The sequence below is a fragment of the Marinobacterium mangrovicola genome, from assembly GCF_004339595.1.
GTDB classification, from domain to species: domain Bacteria; phylum Pseudomonadota; class Gammaproteobacteria; order Pseudomonadales; family Balneatricaceae; genus Marinobacterium_D; species Marinobacterium_D mangrovicola.
This window is the reverse complement of sequence record NZ_SMFU01000009.1, coordinates 630,009-647,645: the sequence shown is the minus strand read 5'-3', so window position 1 is coordinate 647,645 and position 17,637 is coordinate 630,009. Positions and strand designations below refer to the sequence as shown.

Annotated in this window: 15 protein-coding genes; 11 read left to right on the top strand and 4 right to left on the bottom strand. The window is 58.1% G+C overall.

All coding sequences use genetic code 11. The annotated features are described in order from the left end of the window. Positions 1–212: 212 nt before the first annotated feature. The 8 genes from CLV83_RS15470 (at position 213) to ppk1 (ending at position 10,392) form a co-directional block, all read left to right on the top strand. Positions 213–2,171 carry a methyl-accepting chemotaxis protein gene (locus tag CLV83_RS15470; RefSeq protein WP_165900323.1) on the top strand — a complete coding sequence of 653 codons (1,959 nt, stop codon included), beginning with the start codon at positions 213–215 and terminating at the stop codon, positions 2,169–2,171. Between the two features lie 89 nt (positions 2,172–2,260). Continuing rightward, positions 2,261–3,142 (top strand): DMT family transporter, encoded by an 882-nt coding sequence (locus CLV83_RS15465; protein WP_132294241.1) that lies wholly within the window; start codon positions 2,261–2,263, stop codon positions 3,140–3,142. A 24-nt stretch (positions 3,143–3,166) separates the two neighbouring features. Continuing rightward, positions 3,167–3,979 (top strand): bifunctional DNA-formamidopyrimidine glycosylase/DNA-(apurinic or apyrimidinic site) lyase, encoded by an 813-nt coding sequence (gene mutM, locus CLV83_RS15460; RefSeq protein WP_132294238.1) that lies wholly within the window; start codon positions 3,167–3,169, stop codon positions 3,977–3,979. A gap of 81 nt (positions 3,980–4,060) precedes the next feature. Continuing rightward, positions 4,061–4,975, top strand: coding sequence for an alpha/beta fold hydrolase (locus tag CLV83_RS15455; protein ID WP_132294235.1), 915 nt, complete (start codon positions 4,061–4,063; stop codon positions 4,973–4,975). A gap of 112 nt (positions 4,976–5,087) precedes the next feature. Next, positions 5,088–5,618 (top strand): phosphatase PAP2 family protein, encoded by a 531-nt coding sequence (locus CLV83_RS15450; RefSeq protein ID WP_132294232.1) that lies wholly within the window; start codon positions 5,088–5,090, stop codon positions 5,616–5,618. Beyond that, entirely contained in the window at positions 5,619–6,668 is a 1,050-nt protein-coding gene (locus CLV83_RS15445; RefSeq protein ID WP_132294229.1) for an MJ1255/VC2487 family glycosyltransferase, read from the top strand. Between the two features lie 504 nt (positions 6,669–7,172). Next, positions 7,173–8,183: a porphobilinogen synthase gene (hemB, locus tag CLV83_RS15440; protein WP_132294226.1), complete on the top strand. Its 1,011-nt coding sequence runs from the start codon at positions 7,173–7,175 to the stop codon at positions 8,181–8,183. Positions 8,184–8,232: 49 nt separating this feature from the next. After that, on the top strand, positions 8,233–10,392 hold the full coding sequence (ppk1, locus tag CLV83_RS15435; protein ID WP_243642400.1) for a polyphosphate kinase 1: 2,160 nt from the start codon (positions 8,233–8,235) through the stop codon (positions 10,390–10,392). A gap of 75 nt (positions 10,393–10,467) precedes the next feature. Here the strand turns inward: ppk1 and CLV83_RS15430 are convergent, their stop codons facing one another. Further along, positions 10,468–11,307 carry an SDR family oxidoreductase gene (locus CLV83_RS15430; RefSeq protein ID WP_132294223.1) on the bottom strand — a complete coding sequence of 280 codons (840 nt, stop codon included), beginning with the start codon at positions 11,305–11,307 and terminating at the stop codon, positions 10,468–10,470. 50 nt (positions 11,308–11,357) lie between these two features. On the opposite strand from CLV83_RS15430, the gene CLV83_RS15425 reads away from it, so the two are divergent. Genes CLV83_RS15425 through CLV83_RS15415 form a run of 3 tightly spaced genes read left to right on the top strand, consistent with a single transcriptional unit; the run spans position 11,358 to position 14,927 of the window. After that, positions 11,358–12,275, top strand: coding sequence for a hydrogen peroxide-inducible genes activator (locus CLV83_RS15425; protein ID WP_132294220.1), 918 nt, complete (start codon positions 11,358–11,360; stop codon positions 12,273–12,275). Continuing rightward, a complete protein-coding gene (gene recG, locus CLV83_RS15420) occupies positions 12,275–14,356 on the top strand; it encodes an ATP-dependent DNA helicase RecG (RefSeq protein ID WP_132294217.1) in 2,082 nt (693 codons plus the stop codon). The genes CLV83_RS15425 and recG overlap by 1 nt, the downstream gene beginning before the upstream one ends. A 55-nt stretch (positions 14,357–14,411) precedes the next feature. Next, on the top strand, positions 14,412–14,927 hold the full coding sequence (locus CLV83_RS15415; RefSeq protein ID WP_132294214.1) for a DUF501 domain-containing protein: 516 nt from the start codon (positions 14,412–14,414) through the stop codon (positions 14,925–14,927). Between the two features lie 26 nt (positions 14,928–14,953). On the opposite strand, the gene CLV83_RS15410 is transcribed toward CLV83_RS15415, so the two are convergent. From CLV83_RS15410 to coaD, 3 genes are all read right to left on the bottom strand, one after another. After that, the gene (locus CLV83_RS15410) at positions 14,954–16,414 is read right to left on the bottom strand and encodes an IS4 family transposase (RefSeq protein ID WP_132294211.1); all 1,461 of its coding nucleotides are present in this window, start codon (positions 16,412–16,414) and stop codon (positions 14,954–14,956) included. A 176-nt stretch (positions 16,415–16,590) separates the two neighbouring features. Beyond that, a complete protein-coding gene (locus CLV83_RS15405; RefSeq protein ID WP_132294208.1) occupies positions 16,591–16,836 on the bottom strand; it encodes a YfhL family 4Fe-4S dicluster ferredoxin in 246 nt (81 codons plus the stop codon). 33 nt (positions 16,837–16,869) lie between these two features. Beyond that, entirely contained in the window at positions 16,870–17,349 is a 480-nt protein-coding gene (coaD, locus tag CLV83_RS15400) for a pantetheine-phosphate adenylyltransferase (RefSeq protein ID WP_132294205.1), read from the bottom strand. Positions 17,350–17,637 lie beyond the last annotated feature (288 nt).

Below are 17,637 nucleotides of genomic sequence, written 5' to 3'. Positions count from 1 at the left end.
GCCTGTAATGTCGCAAACAGAATTTAGTCTGTTCCGATCCGGCCGATATCCTAGCTATGTGATCGGGTATTGGGTCCGATCGATTGTGCGAAGCCTTGTGATCGGGATATCTTTCACGACTTAGTGATGGATGTGTCGCCGAAGGTTAACAGGATTGATTTTGGCAGGATGCCGATAAAACGATCCACACGACAGGTCGAGAGTGCGCAAAGATGAAGATTAAACAGAAGCTGATGCTGGCGTTTGTGTTTACCGTGCTGGTGCCCAGCGTTTTGCTGTCCGCCTACAGTATTTCTCATTCGCGCAATGCCGCGGAAGAGCGCTTTGCCGAAATAAGTGAATTGAAAGTCACAGCGGTCGATGATTCATTCAGCGCCTTCTTCCAGGACATCAGTAAAGATATAACCAACCTGGCCAAGATGCCTGCCATCCGGGCGGCCGACAGTAGCATCCCCACCTACTACGATGGTCCCGATGTCGATATGAAGCCTTCTCAGGCGGGAGGCCTGGAAGGTGAGATCTATTCGAACCTGGCGCTCTTTGCCGATACTCATCCCGGTTTCGCATATGTCTACATGGGCACTGAGCAGGGCGGCTATGTGCAGTGGCCGGAAGGCAAGGTATCCGCCGGTTACGATCCACGCAAACGTCCCTGGTATGAAGAAACCATGCGTAACCCGGGCGAAGTGGCGATCCGCAGTGCTTACTACTGGGCGGTGGATGATGTCACCCTGGTCGCGGTGGCACGCAGTATCGAAAACAGCCGCGGTCAGGTGGTGGGTGTAATGTCAGCCGATGTGTCGTTGGCGTCGCTCACCGAGATGGCGCGGGAGGAGAAGCTCGGCGAGAACGGTTACCTGATGCTGGTGGAAGATACCGGCACGGTACTGGTGGATGCGGCCCGCCCGGAAAACAACTTCAAGAATATCAGCGAGCTTGAGGGCGACGCCTATCGGCAGCTGGCGAGCACCCGGAATGGGCTCCTGAGGGTTGATATCGAGGGTGAAGAATACAGCGCCCGGGTGCACAGCTCAGAGGCTCTGGGCTGGAAGATTATCGCCCTGATGCCGCGCAGTGAGATCCTGGCGCCGGCCCAGGCGATGATGTGGACCCAGGTTGGCATTACCGCGCTGGTGGTGGTGCTGGTATGCGTGTTTGCCTTCTGGCTCTCCGGCATGCTGGTGAAGCCGGTACGCCTGGTGAGCGATGGCCTGCGCGAGATCGCCCAGGGCGAAGGCGATCTGACCCAGCGCCTCAGCGTGGTGAGTAAGGATGAGGCCGGTGAGCTGGCTATCTGGTTTAACCAGTTCCTGGATTCGTTGCAGGGCCTGGTGCGCCAGGTCAGCCGCAGTGCTGAAGAGATCGAGCAGGTCTCCGGCGAAACCAAGAGCAGCGTGGCTGCGGTGGATCGGGCCAGCGAATACCAGGTGCAAGAGGTCGAGGCGATGGTGGCCTCGGTCAACGAGATGTCGGCCACCGCCAATGAGGTGGCCAGCAGTTGCGCGAGAACGGCTGATGCCGCCATGTCCAGCCAGGAGGCCAGCGACCAGGGCCGTCAGATCATGGGGCAGACCGAGCAGAGCGTGCGTCAGCTCGGTGATCAGGTCGCCCAGTCCATGGAACATATCCGTGAGCTGGAGCTGGAGACCAGTCAGATCAACAAGATCCTTGAGGTGATTCGCGATATTGCCGAGCAGACCAATCTGCTGGCGCTAAATGCGGCTATCGAGGCTGCCCGTGCCGGTGATTCCGGACGTGGTTTTGCCGTGGTCGCAGACGAGGTGCGTACCCTGGCACAGCGTACCCAGGTCTCTACCGAAGAGATCAGCTCGCTGGTGGATCGTTTGAAAAATCAGACGGCCCAGGTGGTGGGCACCATGGAAACCAGCCATGCACAGTCGAAGCAGACCGTGGAACTGTCCGGCCAGGCCCATGAGGCGTTTGAACGGATCAAGCGTTCGGTGGATGAGATTACCGATATGGCGACCCAGATCGCCAGTGCCGCCGAGGAGCAGCACCAGGTATCCGAGGGTATCAACGCCAATATCGAGGCGATCCATGGCGCGGCCAGTGAAGTGAACCAGGTCTCCTCCGATGTGGCGGATAAGGCGTCGCGCCAGACCGATCTGGCAGCAGAGCTGACCGCGCTGGTACACCGCTTCAAAGTCTGACCTCAGAGCCACGAATGCCGGCGACTGCCTGTACCCGGGGTGGCAGTCTCCGGTATCTTTTGCCTTCCCTCTAACGGAAGGAAGGTCCAATGTCCGTTTCCACACTGAAGCGCTATGTTCCGCTGCTGTTTGTGCTGCTCTGGAGCACCGGCTTTATCGGTGCGCGCTTCGGCTTGCCCTACATTGAACCGTTCAACTTCCTGTTTATCCGCATGCTGATCACGCTGGTGGTGTTTTTTGCACTGGTGCTGGCGTTTCGTGCCGCCTGGGCAGGCCCGCGACAGGCGCTGCATCAGATGGTGGTGGGATCACTGGTCCATGCGGCCTACCTTGGCGGTGTGTTTGCGGCGATCGGCTGGCAGATGCCGGCGGGTGTGGCGTCTTTGATCGTCGGCCTTCAGCCTCTGCTTACAGCGGTGTTGGCCTGGGTGGTCTGGCGCCAAAGGTTGCTGCCGTTGCAGTGGCTGGGCCTGGTTTTGGGCCTGATAGGTGTGGCGCTGGTGCTGGCGGGAGGCAACCGACTGGGGCAGTTTGAACTCAATGCTCCGGCTCTGGCAGGCGTGGCCATCGCACTGGTGGCGATCTCGTTGGGTACCCTGTATCAGAAACATTTTGGCCAGGGTGTGAACCTGCTGACCGGCTCCTTTTACCAGTATCTGGCTACGGCGCTGTGGATGGGGTTGCTCACCTATACGTTTGAAACCGGCGCGGTCGACTGGCAGCCCGAACTGATCGGGGCACTGGCCTGGCTGGTGCTGGGACTTTCCGTGTCGGCCATTCTGCTGTTGCTGCTGATGATTCGCGAAGGTGAGGCGTCCAAGGTGGCCAGTTACTTTTACCTGGTGCCGCCGGTTACCGCGATTGAAGCCTGGCTGCTGTTCGATGAACAGCTGGGTGCTTTGGCGCTGTTCGGCGTGGCGGTGACAGTCAGCGGTGTTTATCTGGTCCTGCGGCGCCAGGCCGCAGCTTAGTCGTAACAGTATTGAAGTTTACCCATGCCTGAATTACCTGAAGTTGAAACGAGCAGGGCCGGTATCGCCCCGCACCTTGTAGGCCACAGAGTAGCCCGGTTGGTGATCCGTCAGCCGCAGCTGCGCTGGCCGATTCCCGCCAATCTGGCGCTATGTCTGGAGGGCAAGGTGATCCGCTCGGTTGCCCGCCGTGGCAAGTATATTTTGATCAGTGTTGAAGGAGGCGCAGCGCTGCTGCACCTCGGTATGTCCGGCAGTGTGCGCATCCTGCCGGCGGGGGCGCCGGCCGCCAAACATGATCATGTCGATCTGGTGCTCGATACGGGATCGATGTTGAGGCTCACCGATCCGCGTCGTTTCGGCGCACTGCTCTGGCAGCCGGAAAATGAGCTGCACAGTCTGCTGGCCTCGCTGGGCCCTGAGCCTCTCTCGGATGAGTTTAATGCCGAATATCTGCAGACCTGCTGCAAGGGGCGTAAAACTGCAATCAAGACGCTGATCATGAACAGCCAGTTGGTTGTTGGCGTTGGTAACATCTACGCCAACGAGGCTCTGTTCCAGGCGGGTATCGATCCGCGTCGGGCCGCGGGCCGTGTCTCCGCTCAGCGTCTGGAGCAACTGGTGATCTGTATCAAGCAGGTGCTGGCCCGGGCGATCGAGCAGGGCGGCACAACGCTGAGGGACTTTGTCGGCGGTGACGGCAAGCCCGGCTACTTCAAGCAGGAGCTGCATGTTTATGGCCGCGCTGGTGAGCTTTGTCACAGCTGTGGCAGTATATTGAAAGAGGTGCGACTGGGGCAGCGCAGTACCGTTTACTGCCCCTCCTGCCAGCGTTAGGGAAGTTGTGACGTTTCGTCAGCTCCCCCCAGCTCCGACCGTATCGGTCGCTGCTGCTACGAAGAGAGCAGAGGAGAAAGCATGAACCGTCCAGTAGAGTTGGCTCCACCGCGATTTGAAACCGGCGATGACCCGATCCGCGAGGTGCTCAGGCACAAGCTGGGTATCGGCCCTCATCTGGCGCGGCGGGAAGCTTTCCGTGTTGGTGCAGATGGGCTGCACTGCGAGTATTACCACTGCTCTGAACAGGCACCCCTGCTGGTGTTTCTGCCGGGCATCGGCACCTACTGTGAACTCTATGCCGAGCTGCTGGCGCGGCTCTGTGATCACGGCTTCAACGTCGTCGGGGTCGATCCGCGTGGCCACGGCTATTCTGACGGTCCCCGTGGCGTCTATACCGTTGAGGAAACGGTGTGTGATCTTGAAAGGGTCATCTCCGCGCTGCTTGAACGCGGCAACGGCCAGGTGGCCGTCTATGGTTATTCCATAGGTGCCGTGATCGCACTGGCACTGGCTGAGTCCGATGAGCGGGTGGATGCTACGCTCTGTGGCACGCTACTTCTCACCGAACAGCCACCGGACCTGATGCACCAGATGGGCTGGTTCTGGACCTGGGGCACGGCGCAGCTGTTCCCGACGTTAAAGGTACCCCTGGGGAATTTTATGGACTTCGACACCCTGCTGGCCGGTAACCCGGCAGGCGAGGTGATCAATGAAGACCCGCTGGTGGTGTTCGATTACCCGCTGAGTACCCTGTCGAGCCTGTTTACCCACCGCGCCGCCAGCTATTCGAACTGTTTCGATTTCGCGATGGCGATCATCCAGGGCGACCGGGATGAGGTGTTGCCGCTCTCCTACGCCGAGCGGGTGATCGGGCAGATGGCTCAGCCGTCAGAGCTTCTGGTCCTGCCCGGTGAAGGCCATATGATCCCCTGGGATAACCCGACACTGCTGGCGCTGAGTGCTTCGCAATGGCTGCAGGCTAGCCTCAAGTAATACTGTTCATTAACCAGGCGCCGTATTAATCAAAGCGTCAAGGCGCGGTCATCTGTCTGTCATTCCTGACTGTGGATAATGCCACCAGGCTGCACAGAAGCGGATGACTGCGATGAACAGACTTCAGAAACTGACCGCCCTGGATACGCGTTTTTTCTACTGGTGTAACGACCTGCACCGGAACCTGGGGCTGGCACCGGTAAGTCGATTTGTCTCCCGGCTGGGCGACGGTGTGTTGTATCTGTTGGTGGGCTTGGGTTTTGCCCTCTGGGAAAGAGAGCAGGGCGTTATTTTTCTGCAGGTTGGCCTGATCGCCTTCGCGCTGGAACTGCCGCTCTACCTGATCCTGAAAAACACCATTCGCCGCGACCGCCCCTGTGACCGCTTGAGCGGATTCAGGGCCGTGATCAAGCCGTCCGACAAGTTCAGTTTTCCATCCGGGCACGCTGCTGCAGCCTTCCTATTTGGCACCATCATGTCGGCGTTTTATCCGCCGGTTGCTCCCTTTGTCTATACGCTGGCAGCCCTGATCGGCCTGTCGAGAGTGCTGCTGGGAGTGCATTACCCCAGCGATATCGCTGCCGGTATCTTGCTTGGTGTCTGTTCCGCCGTGGTCGCACTGAACCTCTGGGAGCTGATCTGAATGCGGATTCTTTACGGTGTACAGGGAACCGGCAACGGTCACATCACCCGGGCAAGGGTGATGTCAGCAGCGCTGGCCAAGGCCGGGATCGAGGTGGACTACCTGTTCAGCGGTCGTCCGGCGGATGCCTACTTCAACATGGAGCCCTTCGGTGACTATCGGACCCGTCGGGGCATGACCTTTGTGACCGAAGCGGGTCAGGTGAAACGCTATCGTACGCTGATGGAGAACAGCCTGCCGGAGCTGATACGCGATGTGCGGGCTCTGGATCTGTCTGGTTATGATTTGGTGCTGACCGACTTTGAACCGGTTACGGCCTGGGCCGCGAAACGGCAGAAGGTGCGCAGTATCGGCGTGGCTCACCAGTACGCCTTCTGTTATCGCGTGCCCGGCGTTGAACGTGCCCCATTACTGAAATCCTGCGTTAACCTGTTTGCGCCGGCTGACGTGAAAGTGGGTGTTCACTGGCATGCGTTTAATGCGCCGATCCTGCCCCCGTTGATCGAGCCACAGCGCCTGCCGCTGAGTCGCGATGCCGGCAAGATTCTGGTTTACCTGCCGTTCGAGGCAATGGATGCGATCAAGGCGGTGCTGGCGCCGTTTGGTGACTACCGTTTTGTGATCTACGCTCGGGTTGATACTCCGGTCGATGAGGGTAATCTCTCGATCCGCCCTCTCTCCCGCGATGGCTTTCAGGCTGACCTGGCCAGCTGCGATGGGGTGATCTGCAATGCCGGTTTTGGCCTCTGCAGTGAAACCCTGCAGGCGGGTAAAAAACTTTTGGTGAAACCACTGAAAGGGCAGGTCGAACAGTTTGCCAACGGCAGAGCGCTGCAGAAGATGGAGCGTGGACAGGTGATGAACAAGCTTTCCGGGGATGCGATAGCACAGTGGTTGCCTGGGGATAATCCTGATCCGCTGCCCTGGCCCGATACTGCCGGAGCGTTGGTCGATTGGCTGGCGCAGGGCGCTGAAGCGCCGGTCGCGGAGCTGTCGAAACGTTTGTGGAGTGACTTTCACCCCGACAGCCTTGCCGAACAGTTTTCCTGAAACCTGAAACTCCCGCTTCTGAATTCAATACCTGAGCAGGTGAGCCCTGTGCAGCACTTTTTTGCTGGGCGTAGAAAGGTAATGAGGAGTGGGGGGATTTCTGGGGCTAGAAAAGATAAAGGGACGTATGTTCCGTCATACGCCCCTTTAGCATGGCTTCCGTGGTTCCTTGCATCTGTTCGCGTCCTGCATGCGTCCTGCTGTCCGTCGATGCGGGCTGGGCCATCCAAGTGTTCGGTCCGTGAACAGGAGATCCTTTCAATCGATTATCGCAGTGCGGAAAAAAATGGATATAGGAATTTTTCCTAGTTTTCTATTTTTTATCGCGAGCGGAATTTTGTCTTGATGGAGGTCAGTATTTTTACGCTGGCATGCTGCGATGGTGCATGCATCTACTGATCGAGGTTTGCGTTAACATGGTGTTTAACAACAGATAAGTGGCTGCTGTCATCTTACTGTCATCATTCTGTCGTCAAATGCGAAGCTGAAACAAGGATATCCACCGTGACTTTCAACAATAGCCAGCGTTTCTATCCCGATACCCGCATGCGCCGTATGCGTGCGGACGATTTCTCCCGTCGTATGATGCGTGAGAACACCCTGACTCCGGACGACCTGATCTACCCGATGTTCGTTATCGAGGGCAGTAACGAACGCGAAGCCGTGGCGTCGATGCCCGGGATTGAGCGTTTGAGTATCGATCTGCTGGTGAAAGAGGTGAAAGAGGTGGCGGCGCTGGGGATTCCGGCGGTGGCGCTGTTCCCGGTAACGCCGCTGAGTGCCAAGTCCGAACTGGCCGAAGAGGCGTTCAACAGCGACGGCCTGGCGCAGCGTGCGTTACGTGCGATCAAGGAAGCGGTGCCTGAACTGGGTGTGATCACCGATGTGGCGCTGGATCCGTTTACCACTCATGGCCAGGACGGAATCATCGATGATCGTGGCTATGTGCTGAACGATATCACCGTTGAAACCCTGGTGCGTCAGGCGCTCTCCCACGCCGAAGCGGGTGCGGATATCGTTGCGCCCAGCGACATGATGGATGGCCGCATCGGCCAGATCCGCGATGAGCTTGAAGACAACAGCTTTGTTAACACCCGCATCATGGCGTATTCAGCCAAGTATGCGAGTGCTTACTACGGGCCTTTCCGCGATGCGGTGGGCTCTGCTGGCAACCTGGGTAAAGGCAATAAATTCACCTACCAGATGGACCCCGCCAACAGCGATGAAGCCCTGCATGAGGTCGCGCTGGACCTGGCCGAGGGTGCCGACATGGTGATGGTTAAGCCGGGCATGCCGTATCTGGATATCGTACGCCGCGTCAAACAGGAGCTGCGGGTACCGACCTTTGCCTACCAGGTGAGTGGCGAGTACGCCATGCACATGGCGGCGTTCCAGAACGGCTGGCTGGATGAAGAAAGTGTCATGCTGGAATCGCTGATGGCGTTCAAGCGTGCGGGTGCGGACGGCATTCTGACCTACTTTGCGATGAGGGCCGCCCGCCTGCTCAATAGATAAACTATATTTGGCGGACAGGAAGATGGAGCTAGAGACGGGAGTTACTGACATGGCGGAAAACACGGAAATGGATGCCAGCGAAGCGACGCTGGCCTTGCGTGAGAGTCGTGAGATTCTGCCCACTATCGAGCCGATAGAAGCGCCGCCAGTTGATCTGAAAGCGCCTGAGCTCTATATCAACCGCGAGTTGAGCCATCTTCAGTTTAACGTCCGCGTGCTGGAACAGGCGCTGGATGAGACTCAGCCGCTGCTCGAGCGGCTGATGTTCCTGCTGATCTTCTCCAGCAACCTGGATGAGTTTTTCGAGATCCGCGTTGCCGAGCAGATGCGCCAGTTGAAGTATGGCCGTGAAGCGGTTGGCCCCGATGCCATGCATCCGCAGAAAGTGCTGGAGAAGATCCGCGAGATCTGCGACGTCAACGTGGCCCGCCAATACCGCATTCTCAATGACATCATGCTGCCGGCGCTGGAAAAGGAAGGGATTCACTTCCATCGCCGTGGTGCCTGGACACCGGAGCAGCGCGCCTGGGTTGAGGACTACTTCAATGAAAAACTGGTGCCGGTGATCAGCCCTATCGGTCTGGATCCGTCGCATCCGTTCCCGCGCCTGGTCAACAAGAGTCTTAACTTTATCGTCGAGCTCGACGGCAAGGATGCGTTCGGTCGTGAAACCGGCATGGCGATCATTCCGGCGCCGCGCTCCCTGCCGCGTCTTATCCGTCTGCCGGACGAGCTCTGCGACGGTGGCGACAACCTGATCTTCCTGTCATCGGTAATCCACGAGTTTGCCGACAACCTGTTCCCGGGGATGCAGGTTGAGGGCTGCTACCAGTTCCGTATCACCCGTAACGCCGACCTGACCTTCGACTTTGAGGAGATCGAGGATCTGGCGCGTACCCTGCGTGGCGAGCTGCATTCACGCAAGTTCGGTGATGCGGTGCGTCTGGAGGTGGACAGCCGCACGCCAGCGCACCTGCTCAGCTTCCTGCAGGCAGAGTTCAGCCTGCCGGACGATCATGTTTACCGGGTCACGGGGCCTGTGAACCTGACCCGCCTGATGGCGGTGCGGGATCTGGTGGAGCGCAAGGATCTGCGCTGGCCGCCGTTTACCCCTGGGCTGCCGAACAAGCTGAAAAACAGCGAAGATATCTTCACCACCATCCGTCGTAACGATCAGCTGCTGCTTCACCCGTTCCAGTCGTTCTCGCCGGTGGTGGATCTGCTGCGTCAGGCGGCCAAGGACCCGGAAGTGGTCGCGATCAAGCAGACGCTATACCGCACCGGGGTGAAGTCGGATATCGTCAACGCGCTGGTGGAAGCGGCCCGCTCCGGCAAGGAGGTCACCGTGGTGATCGAGCTGCGCGCCCGCTTCGATGAGGAGAGCAACCTGCAGCTGGCCAGCCGTCTGCAGGAAGCAGGCTGTCTGGTGGTCTATGGCGTGGTTGGTTACAAGACCCACGCCAAGATGATGCTGGTGGTGCGACGTGAAGGAAACACCCTGGCGCGTTATTGCCACCTGGGTACCGGTAACTACCATTCAGGCACCGCGCGCCTCTATACCGACTACAGCTACATGACCGCCGACGATCAGGTCGGTGAGGATGTGCATAAGATCTTCCAGCAGCTTACCGGTATGGGCAAGATTCAGAAGCTGCAGAAGCTTTACAACGCGCCCTTCACCCTGCATGCGAAGATGCTGGAACTTATCCACAACGAGATCCGCAACGTCAAAGCGGGCAAGAAGGGGCATATCATCATCAAGGTGAATGGCCTGACCGAACCGAAGCTGATCCGAGGGCTCTACGAAGCGTCCCAGGCCGGGGTTGAGGTCGATCTGATCATCCGTGGCATGTGCCGCCTGCGTCCGGGGCTGGAAGGGATCTCCGACAATATCCGCGTGCGCTCTATCATCGGCCGTTTCCTGGAGCACACCCGGGTCTACTGGTTCGCCAATGCCGGTAAACCCACGGTGATCTGTTCCAGTGCCGACTGGATGGAACGCAACATGCTCAACCGTGTTGAGACCGGCTTCGAGCTTTACGGCAAGCACGCCGACCGGATTCGTACCGAGCTTGGCTACTGTCTGCAGGATAATTGCCAGAGCTGGGAGCTGCACTCCGACGGCAGTTATACCCAGAACCGTCCTGCCGAGGGTGAGGAGTTGTTCAGCGCCCAGCAGACGCTGTTGAACGAGCTGGCAAACGCCTGATCCGTTAGCTGCTTGTTGTTATAGGTGAAAGTCGAAGCTGATCCCGAGTCGTCGGGATCAGCTTTTTTCTGTCTGCTATTCCGGTGTTTTCAGCAGTTCGCTGAAACCTGTTTTGAAATCGGGATACTTCAATGTGTATCCCGTGCCCTGCAGACGCAGGTTACGACAGCGTTTGCTGCCGCCACGCCGCACCGGCCTGCGCTCGGTAATTTCAACGTCCAACTGCTGGGCCAGCCATCCCATCACCTCGCTGATCGGAGTCGGAGCGTTGTCACTGGTAAGATAAATCGGTGCCAGTGTCTCGCCTCGGATCGCCATGCCGACCAGGTGCGCGAGAAAGCCTGCGCAGTCATCACGGTGAATCCGGTTGCTGAAGTGAACCGGTGACTCCGGCGCCTGAATGCCGGCACGTACCTGGTTCAGCAGATGGTTGCGACCAGGGCCGTAGATACCTGAAAAACGCACCACCGTGGCGGGAATCGGCCCGTTTAGAGCGGTCTGTTCGCTCTCCAGCAGTATCTGTCCCGAGGGGCTGTCCGGCTCGGTGGCGCTGAACTCATCCACCCACTCGTGCTCATGTTGCCCGTAGACGCCGGTTGAGCTGGTCAGGAACAGCCGCTTGGGAGGCTGTGGCAGGGCGGCGAGTACTCGCTTAAGGCCATCGACATATACTGATCGATAGACCTCCAGATCTCGGCTTTTAGCGGCCGCAGCGTAGACCAGGTAGTCGCAGGCGGGCAGGGCGGGAAGGCCATCGGCAGATGACAGATCGCCAGCCAGTGGCTGGATGGCCTCTGGGAGCTGGTTTATAGTACGCCGCAAACCATAGACCTCGACGCCTTCTGCGGCGAGACTAACCCCTAAGGCTGATCCGACATCACCACAGCCGGCAATGAGTACCCGGATTTTTTGCATTTTAACCTCCACGCAAACGCTCGGGTTCACATCTTAACAGAGGAATATGCATGACGCTGACGGAGCTTCGTTACATTGTCACTCTGGCGCAGGAACAGCACTTCGGTCATGCCGCTGAGCGTTGTTACGTGAGCCAGCCTACTCTGTCGATAGCCGTAAAAAAGCTGGAGGAAGAGCTCGGGGTGGCGCTATTTGAACGCAGTAAAAACGCGGTGCGGGTGACGCCGGTGGGCGAGAAGGTGGTGCGTCAGGCGCAGATGGTACTCGAGCAGTCCGAAGCGATCCGTGAACTGGCCAAAGAGGGCAAGGATCAGCTGGCGTCGCCGCTGCGGGTTGGCGCGATCTACACCATCGGGCCCTACCTGTTCCCGAAGCTGGTGCCCAAGGTGCAGCAGATGGCGCCGCAGATGCCGCTCTACATCGAGGAAAACTTCACCGAGGTGCTGCGTGGCAAGATCCGCACCGGTGAGCTGGATGCGATTATCCTGGCGCTGCCGTTCCATGAGCCCGATGTACTTACCCGGTCGCTCTATGATGAGCCCTTCATGATGGTGCTGCCGAAAGAGCACCCCATGGCGAAAGAGAAAGAGATCGATAGCTCCAAGATCAGTGATGAGCGCATGCTGCTGCTGGGCGAGGGGCACTGTTTCCGCGACCAGGTGCTGGAAGCCTGCCCGGTGCTGAACCAGTCATTCCACGATAAGCACACCATTACCGAGGGTAGCTCCCTGGAAACCATCCGCATGATGGTGGCGTCGGGGCTGGGGACCAGTGTGCTGCCGATCTCCGCGATCGAAGGCCATCCCTCACGTAACCTGGTATCCACAGTGCCGTTCAAGAAACCGCAGCCGATGCGCACCGTGGCGGTTGCCTGGCGGGCCAGCTTCCCGCGTCCGCAGGCGATTGAGGTGCTGATGCGCGCCATTATGGAGTGTCACGAATCCGGGCCAATGGCGGATATCGCCTGATGTTGTCCGTGTCAGCCAAACCGGTACCGATCACCGAACTCAAGGGGGTGGGGACGGCGCTGGCACTGAAGCTTGAGCGGCTCGGTATCGAGACGATCCAGGATCTGCTGCTGCACCTGCCGTTGCGTTACCAGGACCGTACCCGTGTGCTGCCGATCGGCAGCCTGAGGCCCGGTGATGAGGGGGTGATCGTCGGCCATATCGCTGCCAGCGATATTACCTACGGCCGCCGCCGGGCGCTGATGTGCCGGGTACAGGACGGCACAGGCTCAATCACCCTGCGTTTTTTTCATTTTTCGGCGGCGCAGAAAAACAGCCTGGCCCAGGGCAAGCGGATTCGCTGTTTTGGCGAGGCGCGGCCGGGCCCCGCATCGCTAGAGATGGTGCACCCCGAATACAAGGTGATCGCCGATGAGGGCAGTGTCCGTGTCGATGATGCGTTAACGCCGGTCTATCCGCTGACTGAAGGACTTACCCAGGGACGCATCCGCGGCCTGGTCGAGCAGGCACTGGGTTGGCTCGACAAGGGCATTGTTGAAGACCTGTTGCCGGATAACCTGCGTCAGCAATGGCAGTTGCCGGAGCTGACAGAGTCGATCCGCTATCTGCACCAACCGCCGGTGGCGGCGGATCAGGAGCAGATGCTGGAGGGTAAGCACCCGGCGCAGCAGCGTCTTGCCTTTGAGGAACTGCTGGCGCATCACCTGTCTCTGTTGAAGATCCGCCAGACCGTGCAGGAGCAGGGTGCACCTCTGCTTAAGCCCACCGGTGCACTGAGTCTGCCGTTTATCGCCAGCCTGCCGTTTGAACTAACCCAGGCGCAGCGCCGGGTGGCCCGTGAAGTGGCGCGGGATATGAATATGCCGGTGCCGATGCTGCGGCTGGTGCAGGGCGATGTGGGTTCCGGTAAAACCGTGGTCGCTGCGCTGGCGGCTATTCAGGCGCTGGAAAACGGCGCCCAGGCGGCGGTGATGGCGCCCACGGAGATTCTTGCCGAGCAGCATTACAACAACTTCTCCGCCTGGCTCGAGCCACTGGGGATCAGCGTGGCCTGGCTGGCGGGGAAGGTGAAAGGCAAGCAGCGCGCAAGAGAGCTGGAGCGGATCGCCAACGGCGAGGCGCAGCTGGCGGTGGGTACCCATGCGCTGTTCCAGGAGGAGGTGCGCTTCCATAATCTGGCGGTGGTGGTGGTCGATGAGCAGCATCGCTTCGGTGTGCACCAGCGCCTCAGCCTCAGAGAGAAAGGCCGCAACGGTGAGCAGACCCCGCACCAGCTGATCATGACCGCTACACCGATTCCGCGCACCCTGACCATGAGCGCCTATGCCGACCTGGACTGCTCCATCATCGACGAGTTGCCGCCGGGGCGCACGCCGGTGAATACGGTGGTGATCGCCGATGGCCGTCGTGACGAAGTGATAGAACGCGTGCGCAGCGCCTGCAGTGAAGGGCGCCAGGCCTACTGGGTGTGCACCCTGATCGAAGAGTCCGAGGCGCTGCAGTGTCAGGCCGCGGAAGTCACTGCCGAATCCCTCCGGGAAACCCTGCCGGAGCTGCGTATCGGCCTGGTGCATGGCCGCCTGAAAGCGGCGGAAAAAGCGCAGATCATGGCAAGCTTCAAGGCTGCGGAACTCGATCTGCTGGTGGCGACCACGGTGATCGAGGTGGGGGTCGATGTGCCCAACGCCAGCCTGATGATCATTGAGAACCCGGAGCGCCTGGGCCTTGCCCAGCTGCACCAGCTGCGTGGCCGTGTCGGGCGCGGTTCGGTCGAGAGCTTCTGCGTGTTGATGTATCATGCGCCGCTTTCACAGCAGGGCCGCGAGCGCCTGGCGGTGATGCGCGAGAGCACCGACGGTTTCAGAATCGCCGAGAAGGACCTGGAACTGCGCGGCCCCGGTGAAGTGCTGGGCACCCGCCAGACCGGCATGATGCAGTTCCGTATCGCCGACCTGCAGCGGGACGCCCATCTGCTGCCCCGGGTCAAACGGGCCGCCGCCGATATCGAGCAGGCCCCGGCGTTGATGGATGCACTCATCCGTCGCTGGCTGGGTCAGGGTGAAGCCTACGCCCGCGTCTGAGCGCTTTAGTTTTCATTACAGTCTTTTTATTCAGAGTTTTATCTAGAGAAATGCCATGCAGCCTGACAGCGCACAACTAGAGATTATCCAGCGTCAGCTGGGGCGTAAGCCCCGTGGTATCGTGGCTATCGCCCATGCTAGCGAGCAGGGTGTACCGGTGGTGCTGCAGATGCGTTCACTGGTGGATGACAAACCCTTCCCGACACTGTACTGGCTCAGCTCCCGCGACCTGTATCAGATGATCGCCGAAATCGAGACCGCCGGCGGAGTGAAGCAGATCGAGCAGATGCTGGCGGAGGATGAGGCGCTGCGGCAGGCCTATCATGCACAACAGCAGGCCTATGTGGATCTGCGCTGGCAGTTAATGGATGCCGGGGATAAAGCCCGTATCGAGGAGCTTGGCTTCACCGATCTGTATAACCGTTACGGTATCGGCGGTATCGCCCAGTGGGACAAGGTACGCTGCCTGCATATGCAGTACGCTCATCACCTCGTCGCGGAAAATCTGGTGGGGCAGTGGATGGATCGCGAGTTTGGCCTTAACGAGCGGCTGAGTGAAATACGGATCTGAGTGGAATGGCACTAACTTAAGCTGCTTCAGCATGTTGGACTCTCTGTAACGAGTGCCTCTTGCATCACGGATCGCGGCTTCGTCATGAGTCGAAATGGCTTCGGCCTTCGTTTCACACAGCGAGGCTCTACACGGCCCCGTCTTTCGGGCAGTACTGTTGCTGCAATAGCGTCTTGTAGCAACGATACAAGTCGGCGCTGCTCAGCTGGTTTTAAAACGGCCCGATTCAGTAAAGGCAACCATTGCCTCAGTGCCTGGATACTGGCTTTGACGCTGAGCTGGCGAGGCATTAATCCCTTTTGATCGGCGGCCTCCAACATCAAGTGACGAATACAGTTGTAGACGATGAGATGCATTAAAATTTCTTTTTGAACCATCTCGGGTGACTTACAGCGCAGGATATCCATGCCTAGCGTGGTCTTGAGGTCTCGGAAATACAGCTCGACATCCCAGCGCTGGTAGTAAAGATCAGCCAAGGCGTCAGCAGGGTAACAGTTAGGGTCAGTCAACGTGGTGACAATATAGAATTCTCTCACCCGAAACCCGGGGGTCTTTACCGTGACTTTAATCTGTCGAAGTGTCAGGTAATCGGGTAGCTCAGCCCACTCTTCCTTGGTGTAACTAAGTTGTTTATTCCATTGAGGTTTTGGCCATTTAATTAATAAGTCATCCGGCCCCAGGACCTCCATGGCTTCCGAATCTTTAACCGGATGGCGGCGCGCCAAAGGGATAACCGAATCCACCTCTCTTTTGCGGAACTGCGCGACATCGTAATAACTGCAGAACCCCTTGTCGCCGACAAAGATATCGCCGGGCTGGAAGGTCTGCCACTGCTGTCTCAGTAATGGCAGTTCATGAATTTTGCGGCTACCGATTCGATAACTGAGCAACGCTCCTGTTTGCAGGCAGAAACATGCGCATAGGCGCGCTTGAGGAAAGCCGCAGCCTGGCAGTTGATTACGTGGCTGCGGCCAAACCTGCTGATTCGCTTGGGTGTCAGGCATGCTAAGGCCAGTACCATCGACAACGACCACGCGCCGATCCAGCCAGTATTTGGAGGTGGGGTGCATTTTTAACTGAGCAGCGGTATGCAGCAGAATATTTTCGAGGCTGGATAGTTGAAGCTTGCTCCTTGCGTTGCAGTACGCCGCCGTCGATAGAGACGGAGCCTTTGCACCTTTTGCTGCAGCGAAAGCTTGGAACCGGTGCACTACCTCCTGGCAGCCACCGTCAGCATCAAGAACTTGGGAAAAGAACCCCCAAAACGTATTCTCTTTGCTGAACAGGCGGCGGCGACTGAAATCACCCACGGGAGCGGGGTTCAGTTCATGCGCTGGAATAAACGATCCGAGGCATTCACACAGTTGGCTAATGGACTTTTCTCGAATCCGGGCGCGTTCCTCGGCCAGCTTTTGGCTGGCTGCCCGAGGCTTGCGACGGAGTGTGGACAGGTGGAACCCTGGCAATAGTGGTGTCGTGTTCTTCATGCCGCATTGTCCCACGGGCAATACCGTGTCTGTACACTGTAGAAACGATGCTCAACGGGCTTAAGTTAGTGCCATTCGGATCTGAGTGGTTCTTAGCAGTGGGGCGCAGTGTCAGAAACGAAAAACGGCAGCCAGTTGGCTGCCGTTTTTTCTTGTACCCATACCGGTACTGAGCCTTAGCCCATCAGCTTGTGGTACTTGTCCATCAGCTGATCTTCGGTTTCGGCGTGATCCGGATCTTTCGGGATGCAGTCGACCGGGCACACTTCAACACACTGCGGCGTGTCGTAGTGACCTACGCACTCGGTGCACTTGCCCGGATCGATTTCGTAAATTTCTTCGCCCGGAGAGATTGCCTCGTTAGGGCATTCCGGCTCGCATACATCACAGTTGATGCATTCATCGGTGATCATCAATGCCATGCTGGCTACCTCAATGACTGACAGGTTTTTAAGTTAGGACGAGTAATGCTGCTTCAGGGCATCCGCTACGGACGGATGTACGAACTTATCCACATCTCCGCCCAGTGACGCGATTTCGCGAATCAGGGTTGAGGATATGAATGACAGGCTTTCCGCCGGCGTCAGAAACAGGCTCTCGACATCCGGTGCCAGCTTGCGATTCATATTCGCCAGCTGAAACTCGTACTCGAAGTCTGATACGGCGCGAAGCCCACGCAGGATTACATTGGCGTCCTGTTCACGGACAAAGTCAGCAAGTAAGCAGTCAAAACCGACCACTTCCACACCGTCGAGGTGGGCAAGTGCCTGCCTGGCCAGATCCACACGAATATCTAGCGACAGGGACGGGCCCTTCTTGGGACTGTCGGCAACCGCGACAACAATGCGATCGAACAGCCTTGAGGCGCGTTCTACCAGGTCAGTATGACCGTTGGTGATAGGATCGAAGGTGCCGGGATAGACTACCGTATTCATCACAGGCGCTGACCTATATATCTTTTATTTAAGCGACACTGTTTGAAGCCGGATCTCCGCCTTCTGTACAGCAGATCACCATCTAAGCTTCCTTAAGGCGCGGATGTTAGCCCAATTAACAGAGGCGTACAAATAGAATAATGGAATCGAATCTTTGGTTTTGGTTATATTAAATAAACAAAATTATTCTATTGTGGAATAAGCACAGAAAATCTGATCACTTCAGCGTCGGGCATATATGACGTTTTGGTTACGTGTACGGTCGGTATATTGATTCCGTTGTGCTTG